Below are 18570 nucleotides of genomic sequence, written 5' to 3'. Positions count from 1 at the left end.
AGTTCCACCATGCCCTCACTTCTCGACACCTACATCGAGAACCGCAACCGCGTCCAGCCCAACCACGCCAACACCGTCGGGACGGCCCACGGTGGCAACGTGATGAAGTGGCTCGACGAGGTCGGTGCGATGTCCGCGATGCGATTCGCGTCCGAGACCTGCGTCACCGCCCGCATGGATCCCATCGAGTTCCACCGACCGATCGGCGTCGGCGACATCACGGTCATCGAATCCTACGTCTACCAGACCGGAAAGACCAGCGTTCGCGTCAGGCTCACCGCCGACCGCGAGAACCCCCGCACCGGCGAGCGCGAACGAACGACCACCTCCCACGCCGTGTTCGTGGCCGTCGACGAGGAGATGCAGCCCACTGAGGTCCCGGATCTGACGGTCGAGACCGAGCGCGGGGAGAACCTCCGCGCCGCTGCCCAGGAGTCCCGGGACGAGTACTGAGCCACCCGAATCCGCAGGCACTAACCTCCTCCCGGCCCAAGTCCGATCATGTTCGAGGTGCCGGACCGAGACGCACTCGCCCTCGCCGTCGGCGACCACCTCGCGATCGTCGCCATCGTCGGGTGGGGCGTCGTCGATCACAACGGCGTCGACGGTCTGACCGATTCCGCAGAGCTGGCTGGCACGATCGGCCCCTTCCTCGTCGGCTTCGCCGTCGCTGCGCTCCTCGTGGGCTGTTACGAACCGACCCGGACCGCGACCGCCGCCACGCAGCTGCGCTCGGTGGTTGCAGCGGCCGTCGGCGGGGTCGGAATCGGACTCGTGATTCGCACTTCGCCACTGGTCGATGGCGGTGCCGTCTGGCCGTTCGGTCTCGTGATGATCGGGACGATTACGGTCGGACTCTTGTTCTGGCGAGTCCTCGCGATCGCCGCCGGTCGCTGGCGATCAGGCGCCACCGAGTCGCCCGGTCGCGAGACCGCCGGCGAGTAGCGCGGCGACGCCGGCGATCGCCGCGAGACCGAAGAAGAGCGCTTCTGCCGTCGCAACGGTGAGCAGGCCGCCAGCGAGCGCGCCACCCAGCGCGCCGATCCCGAACACGCAGAGGTAGGTGAGGCCGTAGGACGCTCCGCGGGCGGCCTCGGGAGTGAACTCGGCGACTGCAGCCTGGTAGAGCGGCTGGACGACGAACAGCGCGCCACCCAGCAACGCAGCGACGACGAGTAGCGGGACCGCGCCGGCTGCCGATGCGATCGGGAAGGCGACCGCGAGGATCGCGAGGCCGAGGAACGCGGCTGCGATGCCACGAGACGGTTCGAGCGTGTCGGAGAGCCGCCCACCGACGAGCTGGCCGACGACCCCGACGGCGAGCACGCCGACGTACACGAGCCGAGCGGCGGGCAGCTCGCGGCTTCCGACGTCGATCGGCGTCAGCCAGTCGAGATCGGCGAGGATCTCCGGGAGGAAGGTGAGCGCCCCGCGGTAGTAGAGCCCGGAGGCGATCACGATCGCGAGCACGACGAGGAACGGGCCACCGAGCACCGAGCGAATGGTCTGGAGCTCGCCGCGGAGCGACGAGGACGCGTCCGCAGTCGCGTCACCCCCGTCGGGGGCTGTCTCGGCATCCTGGTCGGCCGTCGCACTGTTTGCCGTCGCGCTGTCGTCCGCAGCAGTCGCGTCGTCGTTCGCCGTCGCCGCGCCGTCGTTCGTGGTCGCGTCTGCCGTCGCCGTGTCAACGTCGAGCACCGTCGCCGACAGTCCGACGACGATGGCGCCGACGCCGAGCACGACGGCGACCGTCTGCCAGGAGACCAGCTCGAGCAACAGGATCGTGAGGAGCGGGCCAGTCGCGATCCCGACGTTGCCCGCGGCACCGTGGAGCGCGAACCCGCGCCCGCGCTGCTCGACGGCGGTACTGAGCAGCGTGAGTCCGGAGGGATGGTACGCGCTCGCGGCAACGCCCCAGATCGCCAGCGCCAGCGCGATCGCCCAGACCGGTCCGGGTACGCCGAGCGGGGCGACGTTCTCGAGTGGGAGCCAGCCAGCACCACCGACGAGCAGGAACGCGCCGCCGGAGCCGAGGAGACTCGCACCGATCAATCTGCTCGCGCCGACGCGATCAGCCAGGACGCCCGCCGGGAGCGCGCCGGCGCCGAAGCAGCCGTAGGCGACCGTCGCGACGACGCCCAGGAGCGCGGGCGTCACCGAGTACTCCGCCAGCCAGACCGAGATGAGGATGGGGATCGACAGCTCGTGCGCGTGGACGAGCGCGTGGGACGCCGCCGCCGTTCCGACGACGCGTCGATCCTCCGAGTGCACAGTTGGCGACGCTACGAGAGGGGGTCAATTGAATGCGTTGGGAGGCGACGCGTTCGCCGGAACCGTCGCAGATGGACTGTGTTCAGGACGCCGACAGCGCCGTCTCGATGTCCTCGCCGGCGATCAGCGAGCGGACGGCCGCCTCCGGCGAGTCCGTCTCGACGACGTTCTCCATGAGCACCGTCTCGCTCGGAAACAGCTTCGTCCCGAGATCGAGCCCGTGGTCGCGGGCTGTCGACCCGGTGACGGTGAGGTAGACGCCCAGTCCCGCGTCGGCGATGGCGGCCTCCTCTTCACGACCGTTTTCGGGGTGGACGAACTCGACGCCATCGATAGCGTCGGTACCGAGCACTGCGGCGACGAGACGTTCGTAGCGCGGCGAGACGCAGAGCGGCCCCTCGTACTTCGCGACGAACTCCCGATCGAGATCGACGGGCTGGTCCGCTTCCGCGTGGCGTTGCTCTGGCGTCCCGAGCAGCGTGTGATAGACCGTGTCGCCGAGCCCCGTCGCGACCCGGACGTCAGTGTCCTGTGGATCGATCCGCGCGTTGAGGTCCTCGATCGTGGTGAGTGGCTCGGGCCGCAGCTCGACGACCTCCTCGAGGACGAGGTCGGCGCTGTCGAACGCCAGTGGTACCTCGTGGGTCCGGACGGCGCGGAACGGCTCCTCGCGGCCGACCAGGCGGATCGCGACGCCGTCGATCCACAGCGTCATCGCGTCGAAGACGATTCGGCGGGGTCGGCCGGCCCGGTCGTCTCGCAGCAGAGTGAACTCCGGTCGGTAGGGCGCGTCGAGATCGCTGTACTCGGCGAGCCGTTCGTAGACGGTGTCGTCCGCGCTCGCGTCGTCCTTCGTGATCTGCTTCTCATAGCGCAACGTCGAGATGACGTCGTCGGCGACCGCGGCGACCGTCGGGGCGTCGTCGCTCTCGACGTACTCATCGGTCGCGTCGGCGTCTGCCCCCGGCGCGGCGCTCGCGTCGCCGGCCCGGTCGGCGAGTCGCCCCAGGACGGCCTCCAGCGGGCGACCCTTCCGTGGCACTGCGACGTCGACCGGCTCGCTCATGTGCAGACGGCCGCCACGGTCGACTTTACCCGTTGCGTTTCCGATCGGCGCGATCGACTGCTCGAGTCAGAATACCAGAAACAAAACGACCGAACCGGATCCGAATCGGCGCGAGAAACGAATCGAATCGACGCGAGTGGCGCGATCAGCGGGATCGTGTCGCTCAGTCCGTGAACATCTCGCCGAGCTGGCTGCGCCACTCCTTGATGTCCTCGACGTCCGCGGAGACGGAGTCGAGCTCGTCTTCGAGTGCCGACAGCTCGTCGAGTCGGTCCCGGAGCTGGTCGATCTCGCCCTGCAGCTCGCTCTCGACGCCGTCGACTCGGTCCTCGACGTCGCCGACTTGCCCTTCGACGTCGCTCACCGAGCCTTCCACGCTCCCGACTCTGTCCTCCACGCTGTCCACGTTGTTCTCGACGCTCTCGACGCGGCCCTGCACGTCCGCCGTCGTCGTTTCGACGTCGTCGACGGACGCCTGCAGATCGTCGATCTCGCCGGTCGCCGACGCGAGATCCTCATCCACGGCGGTCACGTCGTCGGAGACGGCGTCGACCTCCGCGGAGACCTCCGAGATGTCGTCGTCGAGGTCGCCGACCCAGCCTGTGAGGTCGTCGACGTCAGTGGAGGCCGCCTCCACGTCGTTCTCGACGGCCTCGAGCTGCTCGGCAACGTTCTCGACCTCGTCGTCGAGGGCCGCGACGTCCTCGCGGAACTCCTGGATGAGCTGGTCGCCGGTACCCTCCTCGTCGAGGAACTCCTCCATCGCGTTCGCGTAGGCGGCGACGTCGTCGACCCTGCCCTGGAGGTGGTTCAGCTTCGCCTCGACGCTGCCAGCACTCGCCGACGCCGATCCACCGTCGTCACCGACGTCGAGGGCGTCCTCGAGCGCCTCGCGCTCCTCCTCGGGAACGTCGCCGGATTCGAGTTCGGCAGCGAGCGCGCCCGCCAGCGAATCGTGATCGGCGAGGGCCGCCGCTGCGGCGCCGGCGACGACCGGCTCGTCTGCACTTTCCTCCTCGTCCTCCACCTCTGCGTCGCTGCCGTCGTCGGCCGCAGCGGCAGCAGGCTCATCGGCCGCTGCCTCCGCGTCGGCGACCGCCTCGTCGACCGCGGCCTCGATCCCGCTGTCGGCATCCTCGTCGTCCGCCTCCACAGCTTCGTCGACCGACTCCTCCTCGTCTTCGACCGCGTCCAGGCCCTCCTCGGTCTCTTCGAGGTCCTCTGCCGTCTCGTCCTCCTCAGCACCGTCGTCTTCGTCGTCAGCCACCTCTTCCTCGTCGAATTTGTCCGTACCATCGTCCTCGGCCGCGTCGTCGGCTTCCGCGTCCGCCGCGATATCCTCGTCCGCAGCGTCGAGCTCTTCGTCGGCGTCCGCGTCCACTTCCAGCTCTTCGTCGTCTGCTTCGGACTCCTCGTCGACCTCGTCTTCTGCCTCCTCGTCCGCAGCCTCCAGCTCTTCGTCCGCAGCTTCTAGCTCGGCGTCCTCTGCTTCCAGATCCTCGTCCGCAACGTCGATTTCCTCGTCCGCAGCATCAACGTCCGCTGCTTCGGAACCCGCTTCGAGCTCGTCCTCCTCTGCCTCGATCTCTTCTTCGTCCTCGTCCAGATCTGCGTCCTCCGACTCAGCGTCGTCGCCATCGTCGGCATCGGCGCCGCCGAGATCCAGGATCGGCTCGTCGTCATCGGGCGCGAGCGTATCGTCCTCGGCATCGTCGCCGGCGTCCTCGTCCGCAGCTGCCTCGACCTTCTCCTCGGCAGCGTCGACGTCGATCTCGATGTCGGGCGTTTCCTCTTCTTCGTCCTCCTCGGCGCTTTCATCGGCTTCGGCTGCGTCGTCTGCCGCCGCGTCGCCTTCCGCCGCTTCGTCGGATTCCTCAGTTACGTCCTCGTCGAGATCGATGTCGTCCTCACCGAGGCCGAGATCGAGGTCCACGTCCTCCGCGTCGCCCAGGTCGTCCTCCGCGGTTCCAAACTCGTCCTCCTCGTCGCTCGCCACGTCGTCGGGCGCCGCCTCGTCGAAGCCGAGATCGATGTCGGGCACGTCGTCGTCGGTATCGTCGTCCTCCGCGGCTACCGTCTCGTTGGGCTCGGTGTCGACGTCGCCGAGATCGAGGTCCAGTCCGCCGTCGGCGTCGTCGGCTTCGGAATCCGCGGGCGTCTCCTCCCCGCCGATCATCTCCTTGACCGCTGCGTCGTCCTCCGCGGGCGCGATGTCGTCGATCGTGGTGCCGTCGATGGACTCGCCCTCGCCCGGTTCGAGCGTGACGCTGTCGCCGGCCGGGCTGACCTCTGCGATCTCGGGATCGGTCATGAACGGGCTGGCCTCGCTGGGGTCGTCGATCCGGATGCCGTAGACCGTCTCGATCTCGTCGTCTGGCTCGAGCGTGCGCTCGTACTCGACGTGGTGGTCCTGGAACGCTGCCCAGTTGTCGCTTTCATAGTCCGGGTGGAAGCCGACGCCGTCCATCGGGAACTCCTCAGGAATCGTCTCGGAAAGGCGGACCGAGACGGTTTCGGATCGGTCGGATGCGATGAGGAATCTGATCGCCGGGACTGGGAAGTCGTCGGCACTGAACTCCTTCTGGACCGTGATCCCGTTGTCGGACACGGTGATCTCGTCGTCGGGGGCGCCCTCGGTACTCATACGGGGTACGTTCCCCGAGCACGCCTATAAATGGAACGACGGGGGGTTCCTTCGGCCGTTCGCGGCCGTCGGTCCGTTCGAGCGGCGAGGTGGCTGGCTGCATCGGTGCCGATCTGGTGCGGAACCGTACGACGAGAATCCAGACGATCGGACTGTAACCGAACTGCCGCCGGCCATCCGGAGCGGACGCACGAGTGCTCTGCGTCCGACATCTGTCACACCCTCAAATAGATTCCGGCCGAAGCCTTATACACGATCCCGCTGCAACGTGTATCCCGAATGCCAGCACGGCTCGAAACGGGGATCGACGTCCTCGACAGGAAGCTCTCCGGGGGGATCCCCGCGGGAAGTCTCATTGCCGTCTGCGCCTCGCCCGCGAGTCAGGCCGAACTCCTGCTCTACCAGCTCACCAACACCAGGGGCACGCTCTACATCACGACCAAGCGCTCCGACCAGGCCGTTCGGGACGCCATCGACTCGACGCAGGCGCCCGTCGGCAGCCCGACGGTCCGTGACATCGCCGGCAGCGAGCCGCTCGACCAGGCGAACCGTCTGATCCGGGCGTTGCCGGAAGGCGCGAACCTCATCATCGACCCCGTGGACGTGCTGGAACGGCGTGAGGACGCACGCTACACGAACTTCCTCAACGAACTGCAGACCCACATGGTCAACACCGGCTCGATCGCCTTCCTCCACTGTCTCGACGGCGGCGATCCGCCGAAAAACCGCGACACCACCCAGCACATGGCCGACGTCGTCTTCGATCTCGAGACGACGACCCGCGGCTCCGACCTCGTGAACTTCCTCTCCGTGCCGAAGTTCCGCGGCGGCCAGCCGTTGACGGAGACGATCAAGCTACAGCTCACCGGCGAAGTCGACATCGACACGAGTCGGGACATCGCCTAGAAGTCTTCGGCGGAGCCTGTACAGTCACTCCCTGCGATTATACCAGCGTGTCAGCAGTCGCTTTCGGAAGCCCCCTCCCGCTCGACGATTCTACCTCGCTGTCGCCGAAAATCGGAGATTTTCGAGATCAGACGGGAGCACCGCTCCCGTCGACCTCGCGAGACCGAAGGTCTCGCTCAGTGACGAGAGACGCAAAGCGTCTCTCGAACCACGCGCGGCGTCGCTCCGCTCAGCCGTGCATATCCGAAAGACGTCGCTTCACTCGTCTTTCGACGTTCGCCTCGCTCCGCTCGGCTCACCGTCGGTACCTGCGACGAGCGGTCGGCCCCTTCCGGAGTCCCGCCCTTTCGTGACTCACCGTAGCTACGCTTCGGTCGGCTGTCGGCAGAGCGCTACTGGTAGAGTGCGCTCACGTGGTGGCTGAGGGGCACTCGGTCAGCAGTAGCTGCTTGACAGCCAGCAGGGAACGAACGGGAGAGGCTCCACGGCGGCTGTTGCAGTCGCTGTCGAGTTGGACTCGCGAGAGAAAGTTCGCGAACCGAACCGAAAAATCTGCGCCTCAGGCGTCGTCTTCGAGCTCCTCGACGAGCTCGTCCGCGTCGACGTCGGCGTCCTCCAGCGCGTCCTCGATATCGCCGCCACCGCCGCCCATGCCACCCATCATGCCGCCCATCGGGCCGCCGCCCATGCCGTCGATGGTCTCCTGCACGACGACGCGGTCGATGCCGAGGCGGTCGATGAGCTGCTGGGCGATCTGCTGCTTGCCCATCATCCACTGCTGGTTCATCGTGAGCTGCGGGGTCGCCTCGATGTAGAGGGACTCCTTCTCGACGGTCTCGGTCTCGAAGTGGCCCTCGTCCTCGTCGTCCTCGTCAGCGTCCTCGTCGTCGCCGGGGCTGACGTAGGTCTCCTCTTCGACCTCGTCGGTCTCGAGCCACATCTCGAGGTCGATGTCGAGGAAGGCGTTGACCAGGCCCTTGGCGCGCTCGAGGCGGTCCTCGACGACGTCGAGGATCTCGTACTCGTACTCGATGTCGTGGCCGGCGAGCGCGTGGTTGAAGTCGACGCGTGCGCGGCCGCCGATGATCGCCTCGACGTGGCCGTGCTCGCCGTCGACGTTGACGTGCGCGCCGGGGTAGCGTTCGTCCTCGGGGATCTTGTCGGAGCTGACGGTACGGACCTGATCGGAGTCCTTCTCGCCGAAGGCTTCTGCTGCGGGAACGGTGACGCTGCCTTCGTCACCCTCCTCCTTGCCCTTGATGTCCGCCTCGACGGGCGGGAAGAGGTGGCCCTCACCGAGCACGATGATGCGGGGCTCGAACGTCTGCTCTTCCTCGTCGACGCCCTCCTCTTCGGCGACCTCCTGGGAGGTCGTGTCGACGAGGCCGTCGTTCTGTGTCTCTCGGGCGGTGTAGGACAGCCGGACGAAGTCGCCGTCCTGCAGTCCGTCTGGCTCTTCCTCGGCCTCGGCGTCCTCGGCTGCGTCCTCGGTAGCCTCGGCGTCGTTCTCGGTCATACGGTGTACGAGCCTCGTTCGGCATATAAGAGCCACGTTTCGGGGGCGAGCGACTCACTCGCGTGGGATGGCCGTAACGGCGCTAAGGGCGCGGAAAACCGGAGAAACCGGCGAATCAGACCTCGAACTCGTGCTCGTGGAGCTGGACGTAGCCGCCGTCTCGGTACTTTCGCTTGGTCCACCAGTACTGCGCGTAGAGTTTGAGCCCCGAGAGCCCCGCCGACGGCGAGAAGCCGATCAGCGACCCTTTCCGTTGCAGCAGATCCCGCGCGGTGCTGAACGCCCGGTCCCAATCTGCGGGCTCGTACTCTGCGACGATATCGGCGAAGGAGACGTTGCGGAGGATCTCGTCGCCGATGGCCTCCTTCCAGGCGTCGTTGTACGCGTCGAGTCGGCGCGTCGCGGCGAGCTCGCCCGCGATCGCGCCCGAGCGCACGGCGACGTGGTAGCCGCCCTCGTGGAACGCGGAGGTCGTGCCCATCGCACCGCCGGCGACGGCGATACCGGCGCCGGTCGGCGAGTCGATCGGGCGCGTCGAGGAGATCGCGTAGGTTTCGGTGCCGCCTTTCTTGCCGCGGTCCTCGACGAGCGGGAAGTCCTCGAGATCGTACTCCGGATACGCACGCTCGAGGAGCCGCTCGATGTACTCGGAGCCGGAGGGGATCGACTCGTCGTCGGCGTCGAGCAGGAGGTAGTCCTCGGGATCGTCGACCTCGTCGAGATCGAGCCCGATCGGCATCGTCAGCCCGACGCGGGCGACGTTGCCGTCGTTGGGGAAGACCCATGGGTAGGCGGTCTCGCCGGGCATGGCACCCCACCAGAAGCGCAGCATGTCTTTCTCGATGGCGTCCTCGGGGAACTCGCGGTGCTCCTGGTAGGCGATGTGGTTCGCTTCGGTCGTGCCGACGTAATCCGTGATCGCCTGGCCGTCGGGGAGCAACGGATCGAGCACCCAGTTCGTCACCTGGCGCTGTGGGCCGTCAGCGAGAATCAGGCGATCCGCCTCGATCTCCTCGCCGTCCCGCAGCGTGAGCGTGTGTTCGGGGTCGCCGGTCAGATCCGGCTCGACGCCCGTGACGCTGGCGCCCACGCGGTACTCCGCGCCGGCGGTTTCAGCGCGTTCGATGAGCCAGTCGTCCATCCGGGCGCGCTGGAAGGTGTAGCCAAAGTTCGGGTAGGCTGCGTCCATCCCGGTGCGCTCGAGCCGGAGCGACTCCGTCGGTCCCTCGAACTCGGTGCCCGACAGCTCCTGGAGGATCACGTCGTCGGGTAGCTCCGCCGGCTCGATGCCCATAATCTCGATCCAGTAGTCGAGCATCCCTGCCGCGTCCGTCGAGTCCGGCCCCATCCCGTCGCGATCGGCGCGCGGGACGCCCTTCTCGAGGACGACCGCCTCGGCGCCCCGGCTGGCGGCCTCGAACGCTGCTGCGGCGCCCGCCGGTCCCCCGCCGACGATCGCCACGTCGTACCGGTCCATACCGTCAACGCCCGCCCCCGACCCCTATAATAACCCCGTTTCGAACCACCTGGATCACATTTTGCCGCGGCCGCCGCCGAACCGCTACTGCGCCGGCGGCCGGTCACCGCGAGCTTTCGCAATCCACCGGGGTTTCGCGATTTTGGCCGGTCCACCGCTTTTCGCGAGCCTCGACCAGCCCCATCCGGGTGGGACTGGAAGGGGCCGACTGCTCGCGTTTGCTCGGGAAGTAAGCACTGCAACGAGGGAGGAACGACCGAGCGAAGCGCACAGCGAGCGAGCGGGCGCGAGCGGGAGGGGGCTTCTAAGCAGTTTGCTGTCCTGTAGCGAGTGTCCTCTTAGGATTCGCATATTCTCGTCTCAGCCTATCACGGCTGACAGTCTGGATGGGAAGCTGTCGAAGATCGAGGTACCTGGGGACGTGCCAACCCATCAGTGAGGCACATCTTCGGTCGTGGTCAGCGTGCCTCGGCGGCGATCTCGATCATTTTCTCGACGTCGTCCAGATCGAGTTCTTCTGGTGAGCGGATCTTGATGTGTCGAGCGTTTTTGCCGGAGCCGTCCAGACGATAGCCGCCGTCCTCGAGTTGCTTCCATCCGTGGAAGAAGAGCCGACACGTGTCCTCGGTCGGCTGGATCCCACAGACGACGTTGTTCGCCCCGCCGATACTGTAGAGCGCTATTCCCATTTTGGCTCCGCCAGAGACCGATTCGTCGGCGTCTGGAATCGTGGCCTGGATGAGTTCCCGCAATCGAGTTGCAACGTCACGGACGTCCGCTGGAAGGGGTTCCAGGAGCGCTTCGAAGCTCGTGGGTCCGTCTTGCGGGTAGGTGGCCATGTTTCGAGACCTCTCCTCGTGAAATGTTAACGGTTGCGTTCAGTTGCACCTGCAGTGGTCTCAGCCGTAGGCACGTGCTCTCGAGATACTGCGTAGACCGCGTGCGTGTTCCCGGGAGCCGAGGAGTGCTGGCATGTCGATTCGAATGGTCGGTACAGGGTACTCACTTATCGGTCAGTGTAGCAGATTATTGAAGTTTCAAGGCTAAAACCCGCCCTTCAAAGCGAAGAGGATGTCAACCTTCGAGTTTGTCTGTTACCGTTTCGAAGAACCGGTCTGTCCACGCTGGGAAGACGAGAGCAGCGAGTGTCCCAACGACGACACCAGCAACAATACCCTGTGTGATATTTTGAAGAACTGTCGTTCCGAGTGCCGCTCCGAACGTCACTCCAACCAGCATTGCAAAGACGACCCGTTCTCCGGCAGTGTTGTCGGAACCCTCAGACATGTGTATCAGATATCTCCCCGGGAGGCAAAATAACTGGGGCAGCGTTCGTGAGCTGACATGACTGTTCGGTTCGCAGCCCTACAGAGCAGTGGGTTCGTTCTCGACCTTCCGAATACAATCGTCGAGACGCGTTGTACGTCCCCTCGTCCTGTCAGCGATCGCCTGGGTCCAGACGAATCCCCAACACCTCGCCTACGACTCATACATCAAACCACTCCACGGCGTTTCGGATCGACCTTCAACAGGTACTTACACCGCGCGGGGCCTCTTTTGTTGCAATGAGCGAGCAGGAGGCCGAACAGAGCGATCGACAAAAGTACGAGTTCAAGAAGGTCATCGAGAAGCTCGACGAGTACGAGGGCTCGGGGACCCAGCTCGTCTCGATCTACGTGCCGGGTGGCACCCGCATCAGCGAGGTGCAGGCGCACGTCACCCAGGAGCACAGCGAGGCCTCCAACATCAAGTCCAAGCAGACGCGGACGAACGTCCAGGACGCGCTCTCCTCGATCAAGTCCCGGCTGCAGTATTACGAGGCGGCACCGGAGAACGGGATGGTGCTGTTCTCGGGCGCGATCGATGCCGGCGGCGGCCAGACCGACATGGTGACGGAGGTTCTCGAGAGTCCGCCGGACCCCATCGAGTCCTTCCGCTACCACTGCGACTCTCACTTCCTCACGGAGCCGCTGGAGTACATGCTCGCGGACAAGGGGCTCTACGGGCTGATCGTCCTCGACCGGCGCGAGGCCAACGTGGGCTGGCTCAAGGGCAAGCGCGTCGAGCCGGTCAAATCGGCGTCCTCGCTGGTTCCGGGCAAGCAGCGCAAAGGGGGTCAGTCCGCACAGCGATTCGCCCGCCTGCGACTCGAAGCGATCGACAACTTCTATCAGGAGGTCGCGGGGATGGCCGACGAGCTGTTCGTTCCCGATCGCCACGAGATGGACGGCATCCTGGTCGGCGGCCCCTCGCCGACGAAGGACGAATTCCTCGACGGCGACTATCTCCACCACGAGCTGCAGGATCTCGTCCTCGGCAAGTTCGACGTCTCCTACACCGACGAGTCCGGACTCCACGATCTCGTCGACCAGGGCGAGGAGGCGCTCGCCGACGCGGAGATCATGCAGGACAAGAACCTCATGGAGGAGTTCTTCAAGCAGCTCCACGATGGGGGCGAGGCCACCTACGGCTTCGATGCGACCCGCCAGAATCTCATGATGGGCTCCGTCGAGACGCTCCTCCTCAGCGAGGACCTCCGCCAGGACGTCGTCGTCGCCGACTGCGATGCCTGCACCGACACGACCTACGAACTCGTCGATCGACGCCACGCCACACCGGAGAGCGTCGACTGCGCGGACTGCGGCGAGACAATCGAAACCGACGAGGAGGACCGCGAGGACGTCATCGAGCATCTGATGAACATCGCCGAGCAGCGCGGCACGGACACGGTCTTCATCTCGACGGACTTCGAGAAGGGCGAGCAGCTCATGGACGCCTTCGGCGGGATCGCGGGCAATCTGCGGTACTCGACGGGCGTCTAGGGACTGCTATTATCGGGAATTTTGGTCGTTTTCTGGGTGTTTGGTAGTTCGACCTACCGAACGTCACCGCGACAGCGACCGCCCACGAAAGCCCCCTCCCGCTCGACCGTGTACACTCGCTGCGCTCCTCACCTCGCTCACTGCGTTCGCTCAGTTGCGGTGCTTGCTTCGTCTACACGGTCGACCAGTCGGCCCCTTTCGGAGTCCCGCCCCGTGGTAGGCGAGGTGAGCGCCATTCGTGGACGGTGTAGCAAAGTGTAGCCGGCAGCGGTGCCCGCTGCTGTAGTGCGATCGATGCCGAGAATCGAAAGATAGCGGTTGACGCCGTTCAGTACGTCTCGCGGAGGTGGGTCAGGGTGAGCGCGTCGTCGAGGGCACCGTCCTCGCCGTCCTGGCGATCGAAGGTCACGGTGCGCTCCTCGCCGGCAGCGAGGTGGAAGAAGTTGTCCGAGAAGTGGCCCTGGAGCTCGCCGGGGCCGAGCCGGACGTAGAGCGCGGCCGCGTCGGCGGCCACCGTCACTTCATCGCCCTCGACGGTCACGTCGAGATCGACGTCGGGGAGGTCGAGTTGCTTGTAGACGTTCAGCACTTCGTGGGCAACGTAGGACTCCTCGGGACCGGTGTACTCCGCGCGGAGCAGGAGGTCCGTCAGATCGGCGTCGACGTCGTCCTCGCCGAGGGCGTCGGGGTCGAGCGTGGCGACGACGGCGCTCTCCTGGGGGCCGACGTCCGCCGCGACGGTCTCGGCGTGGATCGTCTCGCCGTCGAACGTCTCCGCCGCAATTTCGACGTCGCCGTCGAGTGCCTGGGGTTCGTCGCTGGTCACCCAGACCTGCGCGGCTGCGGGATCCTCGTCGCGACCGATCGGATCGCCGTCATCGTCGACGGGGACGATCGAGACGAGCACCGGCGCGTAGAACCGCCGCGTCATGTGCTGCAAGGCCTTCCAGCGACCGCCGTACTCGATCGACGACCAGGAGGCGACCTGCCACATGTCGTTGAGCTGCCAGTAGATCGTCCCGCCGCAGTGTGGTTTGATGCGTCGCCAGTGCTCGATGGCGGTCTCGATCGCGAGCCCCTGCTGGACCTGGCTCAGGTAGACGAAATCGCCCATGTCGAAGGGGACCCGGAAGTGGTCGACCATCCGCTGGAGGATCCGTCCGTTGCCGCCGGGGTTGCGCTGGTGGTGCTCCATCAGCGGCGCCGTCGGGTTCATGTCTGCGGGGTCGAGCACCTCGGAAAGCGTCTCGATCGAGGGGAACGACTGGTAGCCGAACTCGGAGGCAAACCGCGGCTCGGCGTCGAGGTAGGCCGAGAACGGCTTGCCGGAGTGCCAGACGTCCCAGAAGTGGACGTCGCCCTCGCGGTTGTCGTTGGGCAGAACGTCGGGGCTCGAGCTGTGCGGCGAGGCCGGCCAGAACGCGCGATCGTCGGGATCGTACTGCTCCGCGATGGGACCGAGAGTGTCGAGATAGAGCGCGTCGTAGTCGTCGGAGTAGGTGTCGTAATCTTCGGCGTCCTCACCGATCCACTCCCGGAGCATCTCCTCGTTCTCGTTGTTCCCACACCACAGCGCGATCGAGGGGTGGGAGGCGAGTCGCCGAACCTGATACTCGGCTTCGGCGGCGACGGTGTCGAGGAACTCGTCGTCGCTGGGGTAGAGCGCACAGGCGAACATGAAGTCCTGCCAGACGAGCAGCCCCTGCTCGTCGCAGGTCTCGTAGAAGGCGTCCCGCTCGTAGATCCCGCCGCCCCAGACGCGAATCATGTTCATGTTCGCGTCGACGGCGTCGGAGAGGAGCCGCTCGTAATCTGCGTCGTCGACGCGCGTCGGGATGCCGTCGGTCGGGATCCAGTTCGCGCCCTTCGCGTAGATCGGCTGGCCGTTCACTTCGAAGCCGAAGGACTCGCCGGGTTCGTCGGCGTCGCCGTCTGGCTCCCGGACGAGTTCGATCTCGCGGAAGCCGATCCGCTCGCTGGCGGCGTCGGCCGTGGTTCCCCCGGGAGTCGAGAGTTCGACGGTCAGGTCGTAGAGCGGCTGGTCTCCGTGGCCGGCGGGCCACCACAGATCGGGATCCTCGACGGTCAGCGAGACGGTCGGTTCGGAGATGCCGGAGTCGATCGAGACGGTCGTCGTCGACGCGGCATCGATCTCGGCGTCGTCGATCGCGACGGTGACGTCGTGCTCGCCGGCCGCCGGTGCCTCGACGCGGAGATCCACGTCGAGCTCGACAGTACCGTCGTCGTGGTCCTGCCCGACCGCGACGTCGGTGATCCGGGGCTCGGAGAAACTCAGAAGTTCGGCGTCTCGCCAGATTCCCATCGTGGGCAGACAGGTGCCCCAGTCCCAGCCGAAGTGACACTGCGCCTTCCGGATGAAGTTCCGGTGGGGCTGCTCGACGGGGAACTCGATCGATCGGACCTCGTAGGGGTAGGCGTTCGCGCGCTCGGCGGCGTACTCGACCGGCGATTCGAAGGCGACGGCGATCTCGTTCTCGCCGGCCTCCAGCGCCGCACCGACGTCGAACTCGTATCGGCGGTGCATGTTGTCGCTGGTCCCGACGACCTCGCCGTTGAAGGAGACCTCGGCGACGGTGTCGAGCCCCTCGAAGACGAGCCGGTGTTCGTCGTGGGCGATCGCGTCGTCGACCTCGATGGTCGTCTCGTAGGTCCAGTCGGTCTCGCCGACCCACTGGACGTCCAGTTCGGTGTCCTCGACGAAGGGATCCGGAATCTCATCGGCCCGGAGCAGGTCGTGGTAGACGTCGCCGGGCACCTCGGCGGCGAGCGAGCCGTCGAGACCAGCGTTCGCGGGGGCGTCGGTGGGCGTGGCGCCGGTCTGGCGGACTGTCCACTCGCCCGCGAGCGACTGTCGGGTGATCTGCGCAACCATATTTTTACGCGCTTGCGCGTTGCCTTGTAGCTGACTCATCCGGGTGATGTCGTCCAGCGATCTTATTTTCCAGAGGCGCCAAGTCCCCACGTGATCGTCGTCGCGACGGAGGATTTCGAGGTGTATCACGACGTGGTCGCGGAGCTCCGGGATCGCGACGCGGTCTTCACCACGGTCGAGCAGGGCGAACCGCTGCCGGAGTCGGCCTCGGTGCTGATCGTCGCGGCGGACGAGGTCGAGGGCGCTCGGGCGGAGTACAGGGAATCGGACGGCGCTCAGGAGGAGTTCGAGATCGTCGGCGCGGAGCCAGGCGACCCGCGGACCGCCGTCGAGGCGGCGCTGCAGCTCGCCCGTGGGGAGGATGGCCAGCTCGTCGTCGGGATCGATCCGGGCGATCGCCCCGGCGTCGCGGTGCTCGTCGGAGATACCGTCATCGCGGCCTACCACGTGCCACTGGCCGACGTCGGCGAGATCGTCCGGGAGGAGCTCGACGAGGCGCCGGATCCGATCGTACGCATCGGCGACGGCGCACGGCTCCAGGGCGCTCGACTCGTCGACGCACTCGGCGACGTTCGCGTCGAACTCGTCGACGAGACCGGAACGACGCCGTCGCTCGGTGCGGGCGCCAGCGGCATGGGCGACGTGCTCGCGGCGGCGAACATCGCCCGGCGGTCGGGCGAGGTGATCGAGGCCCGGGACGTCGATCCCACCGTTGGCGAGCTCCGGCGGATTCAGGTGCGCTCACGCGACGCCGGCGAGGACAACCGTGCGATCGACGAACAGCTCGCCCGTCGCGTCGCCAGCGGGGAGTTCACCGTCGAAGAGGCGCTCCAGGAACATCGCGACGACTGAGCGGTCTCGTCCTGATCGCGGACTGCGATTTTGCCGATGATCGCTTCGATTCAGTTGCCGCCACGGATCTGACGCGTCGACCGTACGGAGCACTGCAGGAACAGTAGGCGGGGGGATCGGCCCGGGACAACCGCCGGGCCGTGACCGGACGTGTATGCCAGTGAGGATCGGCCGGGACCGAGGCAACTGGAATGGTCGACAGAGGTGGGCCTACCTCGCGGATCGCGCCTCCGTCCACGCACACGCCGGGCAGTCGATCCTGCCCTGGCAGTTGATCGTGCCGGTCCCACAGTGTGGACAGTCGTCTGCACCTGGTGTCGCGGCCCTGATTGTCGCTGTCGCGATGGATCGCGTCGTGCCGATCGATCGGGACGTGGTGGTCGTTGTCGGAGCCGTCGTCGTGGTATGGGCCCTCGTCGTCCTCTGAGCTGTCTCCGTCGTTGGTGCCGTCTTCGCCGCCGCCGTCGTCGCCGATCCTTCGAGTTCGTCGGGCGCCGCATCAGGCGTCGAGTCGGTCGATGTTCGGTCTGTGGGAGGCATCCACGTCAACTGTTCGCATGGCAATGTAAAAGGCTGACCCTGGTACGAACGAAAGGAATCATATCGATATAAGGCCCATTCAGGAATGAATCCGGGGCAATCTACGACGACCGTGGATTTCTCGAATCTGGCGCCCGATTCGCTGTAGCTATCCGTCGATTTGCCGTCGCGCGGCGGCTTCCGCCCGTCGACTGATCTCTCGGACGGGAACTCCGGCCTCGCGTGCGATCGCTGCGGCGTCGTCGTGTTCCGCGCTGACGTCGAACCAATCGCCGTCGGCGTCGGTGCCGATCTTCACCGCGATCTCGTGGTCGTCGCCGTCGACCGACAGCGTGACCTGCTCGATCCGGCGCTCCGCGACCCAGCGGTGGGCCGCGCCGGCCTCGCGAACGCCGAGCGTGCCGGTCTCCTCGGCGAGCCGTCGGGCGACGGCCGCCGAATCGGCGGGATCGACGATCACCTTCACGAGGTGACCCGGTCGGGACTTCTTCATCGTCGTCGGGACGATCGAGACGTCCTTCGCGCCGACCGCAGTCAGCGACGCCTGTAGATCGCCGAGCACCTCCGGCGAGACGTCGTCGACGTTCGTCTCCAGCACCGAGATGGGCTGGCACTCGAACTCGCCGCGGTCTTCGCCGACGACCGCTCGCAGCACGTTCGGGCGGTTACCCAGATCGTAGCCGCCGGCGCCGTAGCCCGAGCCTGCGATCCCCAGCGGTGGAACGCGGCGGCGCCCCTCGGCGGCGTGCGCTAGGATCGCCGCGCCCGTGGGCGTCAGCAGTTCGCGATCGACTGGGCCGTGTTCGAGCTCCCAGCTCGCGCGCTCGGCCAGCTCGACGACTGCCGGTGCCGGCACGGGGTAGGTTCCGTGGCTCGACTGGACTTCGCCGCCGCCAGCCGCGACCGGCGTCGTCTCGACGGAATCGACGCCGAGATCCTCGAGGAGCACCGCGAACCCCACCACGTCCGCGATCGCGTCGTCGGCACCGACCTCGTGGAAATGCGTCGCGTCGAGGTCGGTGCCGTGGACCGCCGCCTCGGCCTCGCCGAGCAGCTCGAAGATCGCCAGTGCGTCCTCGCGTGCGGCCTCGGAGATCGGCAGCTCCGCGACGATCTCCCGAACCTCGGTGTAGGAGCGGTGCGGGCCGTGGCCCTCCGCTGGGGTCGGCTCCTCGTGGCCGTGCGCGGCCGTGTTGTCGTGGGTGTGGTCGTGACCGTGGTCCGTGCCGTGGGAGTGTTCGTGCTCGTGGTCGTGATCCGCCGCGTGATCGTGGGTGTGCTCCTGCTCAGTTCCCTGCTCGTGGGCGTGATCGTGTTTGGCCCCGTGCTCGTGAGTGTGCTCGCTATCGTCGTGAGTCTCGTCGAGTAGCACGCGAACCCGTGTCGCCTGGATCCCGACCTCGTCGACGGACTCGACGTCGTAGCTGACCGGGAGCGCGTCTTCGATCGGTTCGAGCGCCGCGCGATCGGCGCCGGCAGCGAGGAGCGCGCCGAGGAGGAGGTCGCCGCTCGCACCGGTTCGGCCGTCGAAGGCGAGCGTCGTCATACTCTCGAGCAGGCGGGGCGTCCCGAAAAGCGCCGCG

The 18570-nt window shown here is 66.6% G+C and carries 15 protein-coding genes; 6 read left to right on the top strand and 9 right to left on the bottom strand.

The genetic code is table 11. The features are described 5' to 3' along the window. Positions 1-9 precede the first annotated feature (9 nt). On the top strand, positions 10-453 hold the full coding sequence (locus tag MXF70_RS02875) for an acyl-CoA thioesterase (RefSeq protein ID WP_248517241.1): 444 nt from the start codon (positions 10-12) through the stop codon (positions 451-453). 48 nt (positions 454-501) lie between these two features. Continuing rightward, on the top strand, positions 502-945 hold the full coding sequence (locus tag MXF70_RS02870) for a DUF3054 domain-containing protein (protein WP_248517239.1): 444 nt from the start codon (positions 502-504) through the stop codon (positions 943-945). On the opposite strand, the gene MXF70_RS02865 is transcribed toward MXF70_RS02870, so the two are convergent. From MXF70_RS02865 to MXF70_RS02855, 3 genes are all read right to left on the bottom strand, one after another. Next, complete coding sequence (locus MXF70_RS02865; protein ID WP_248517237.1) at positions 901-2271, bottom strand: MFS transporter; 1371 nt, start codon at positions 2269-2271, stop codon at positions 901-903. The genes MXF70_RS02870 and MXF70_RS02865 overlap by 45 nt on opposite strands. An 82-nt stretch (positions 2272-2353) precedes the next feature. Beyond that, positions 2354-3337, bottom strand: a complete 984-nt coding sequence (locus MXF70_RS02860; protein ID WP_248517235.1) for a phosphoribosyltransferase HisG-related protein — start codon at positions 3335-3337, stop codon at positions 2354-2356. Positions 3338-3500: 163 nt separating this feature from the next. After that, positions 3501-5981: a hypothetical protein gene (locus MXF70_RS02855; RefSeq protein ID WP_248517233.1), complete on the bottom strand. Its 2481-nt coding sequence runs from the start codon at positions 5979-5981 to the stop codon at positions 3501-3503. Positions 5982-6260: 279 nt separating this feature from the next. Between MXF70_RS02855 and MXF70_RS02850 the strand changes: the two genes are divergently transcribed. After that, positions 6261-6887, top strand: coding sequence for an RAD55 family ATPase (locus MXF70_RS02850; protein WP_248517231.1), 627 nt, complete (start codon positions 6261-6263; stop codon positions 6885-6887). A gap of 559 nt (positions 6888-7446) precedes the next feature. Here the strand turns inward: MXF70_RS02850 and MXF70_RS02845 are convergent. From MXF70_RS02845 to MXF70_RS02830, 4 genes are all read right to left on the bottom strand, one after another. After that, on the bottom strand, positions 7447-8403 hold the full coding sequence (locus MXF70_RS02845; RefSeq protein ID WP_248517229.1) for an FKBP-type peptidyl-prolyl cis-trans isomerase: 957 nt from the start codon (positions 8401-8403) through the stop codon (positions 7447-7449). Between the two features lie 115 nt (positions 8404-8518). Next, positions 8519-9880: an NAD(P)/FAD-dependent oxidoreductase gene (locus MXF70_RS02840; protein WP_248517227.1), complete on the bottom strand. Its 1362-nt coding sequence runs from the start codon at positions 9878-9880 to the stop codon at positions 8519-8521. 458 nt (positions 9881-10338) lie between these two features. After that, positions 10339-10719 (bottom strand): DUF1801 domain-containing protein, encoded by a 381-nt coding sequence (locus MXF70_RS02835; protein WP_248517225.1) that lies wholly within the window; start codon positions 10717-10719, stop codon positions 10339-10341. 235 nt (positions 10720-10954) lie between these two features. Continuing rightward, positions 10955-11167, bottom strand: a complete 213-nt coding sequence (locus tag MXF70_RS02830) for a hypothetical protein (protein WP_248517223.1) — start codon at positions 11165-11167, stop codon at positions 10955-10957. 278 nt (positions 11168-11445) lie between these two features. Between MXF70_RS02830 and prf1 the strand changes: the two genes are divergently transcribed. Beyond that, positions 11446-12702: a peptide chain release factor aRF-1 gene (gene prf1 / locus MXF70_RS02825; protein ID WP_248517221.1), complete on the top strand. Its 1257-nt coding sequence runs from the start codon at positions 11446-11448 to the stop codon at positions 12700-12702. Positions 12703-13030: 328 nt separating this feature from the next. Here the strand turns inward: prf1 and MXF70_RS02820 are convergent, their stop codons facing one another. Beyond that, on the bottom strand, positions 13031-15595 hold the full coding sequence (locus MXF70_RS02820; RefSeq protein WP_248517219.1) for a beta-mannosidase: 2565 nt from the start codon (positions 15593-15595) through the stop codon (positions 13031-13033). Between the two features lie 90 nt (positions 15596-15685). Between MXF70_RS02820 and MXF70_RS02815 the strand changes: the two genes are divergently transcribed. Together MXF70_RS02815 and MXF70_RS02810 are read left to right on the top strand one after the other, a co-directional pair. After that, the gene (locus MXF70_RS02815) at positions 15686-16447 is read left to right on the top strand and encodes a hypothetical protein (protein ID WP_248517217.1); all 762 of its coding nucleotides are present in this window, start codon (positions 15686-15688) and stop codon (positions 16445-16447) included. A gap of 160 nt (positions 16448-16607) precedes the next feature. Further along, positions 16608-16874 (top strand): hypothetical protein, encoded by a 267-nt coding sequence (locus MXF70_RS02810; RefSeq protein ID WP_248517216.1) that lies wholly within the window; start codon positions 16608-16610, stop codon positions 16872-16874. Between the two features lie 261 nt (positions 16875-17135). Here MXF70_RS02810 and larC read toward each other — a convergent pair whose 3' ends face one another. Next, positions 17136-18533: a nickel pincer cofactor biosynthesis protein LarC gene (larC, locus tag MXF70_RS02805; RefSeq protein WP_248517213.1), complete on the bottom strand. Its 1398-nt coding sequence runs from the start codon at positions 18531-18533 to the stop codon at positions 17136-17138. Positions 18534-18570 lie beyond the last annotated feature (37 nt).

It is taken from the genome of Salinarchaeum laminariae (assembly GCF_023204835.1).
GTDB classification, from domain to species: domain Archaea; phylum Halobacteriota; class Halobacteria; order Halobacteriales; family Salinarchaeaceae; genus Salinarchaeum; species Salinarchaeum laminariae.
The sequence above is the reverse complement of the archived record's forward strand: the minus strand, read 5'-3'. Positions and strand labels throughout refer to the sequence as shown.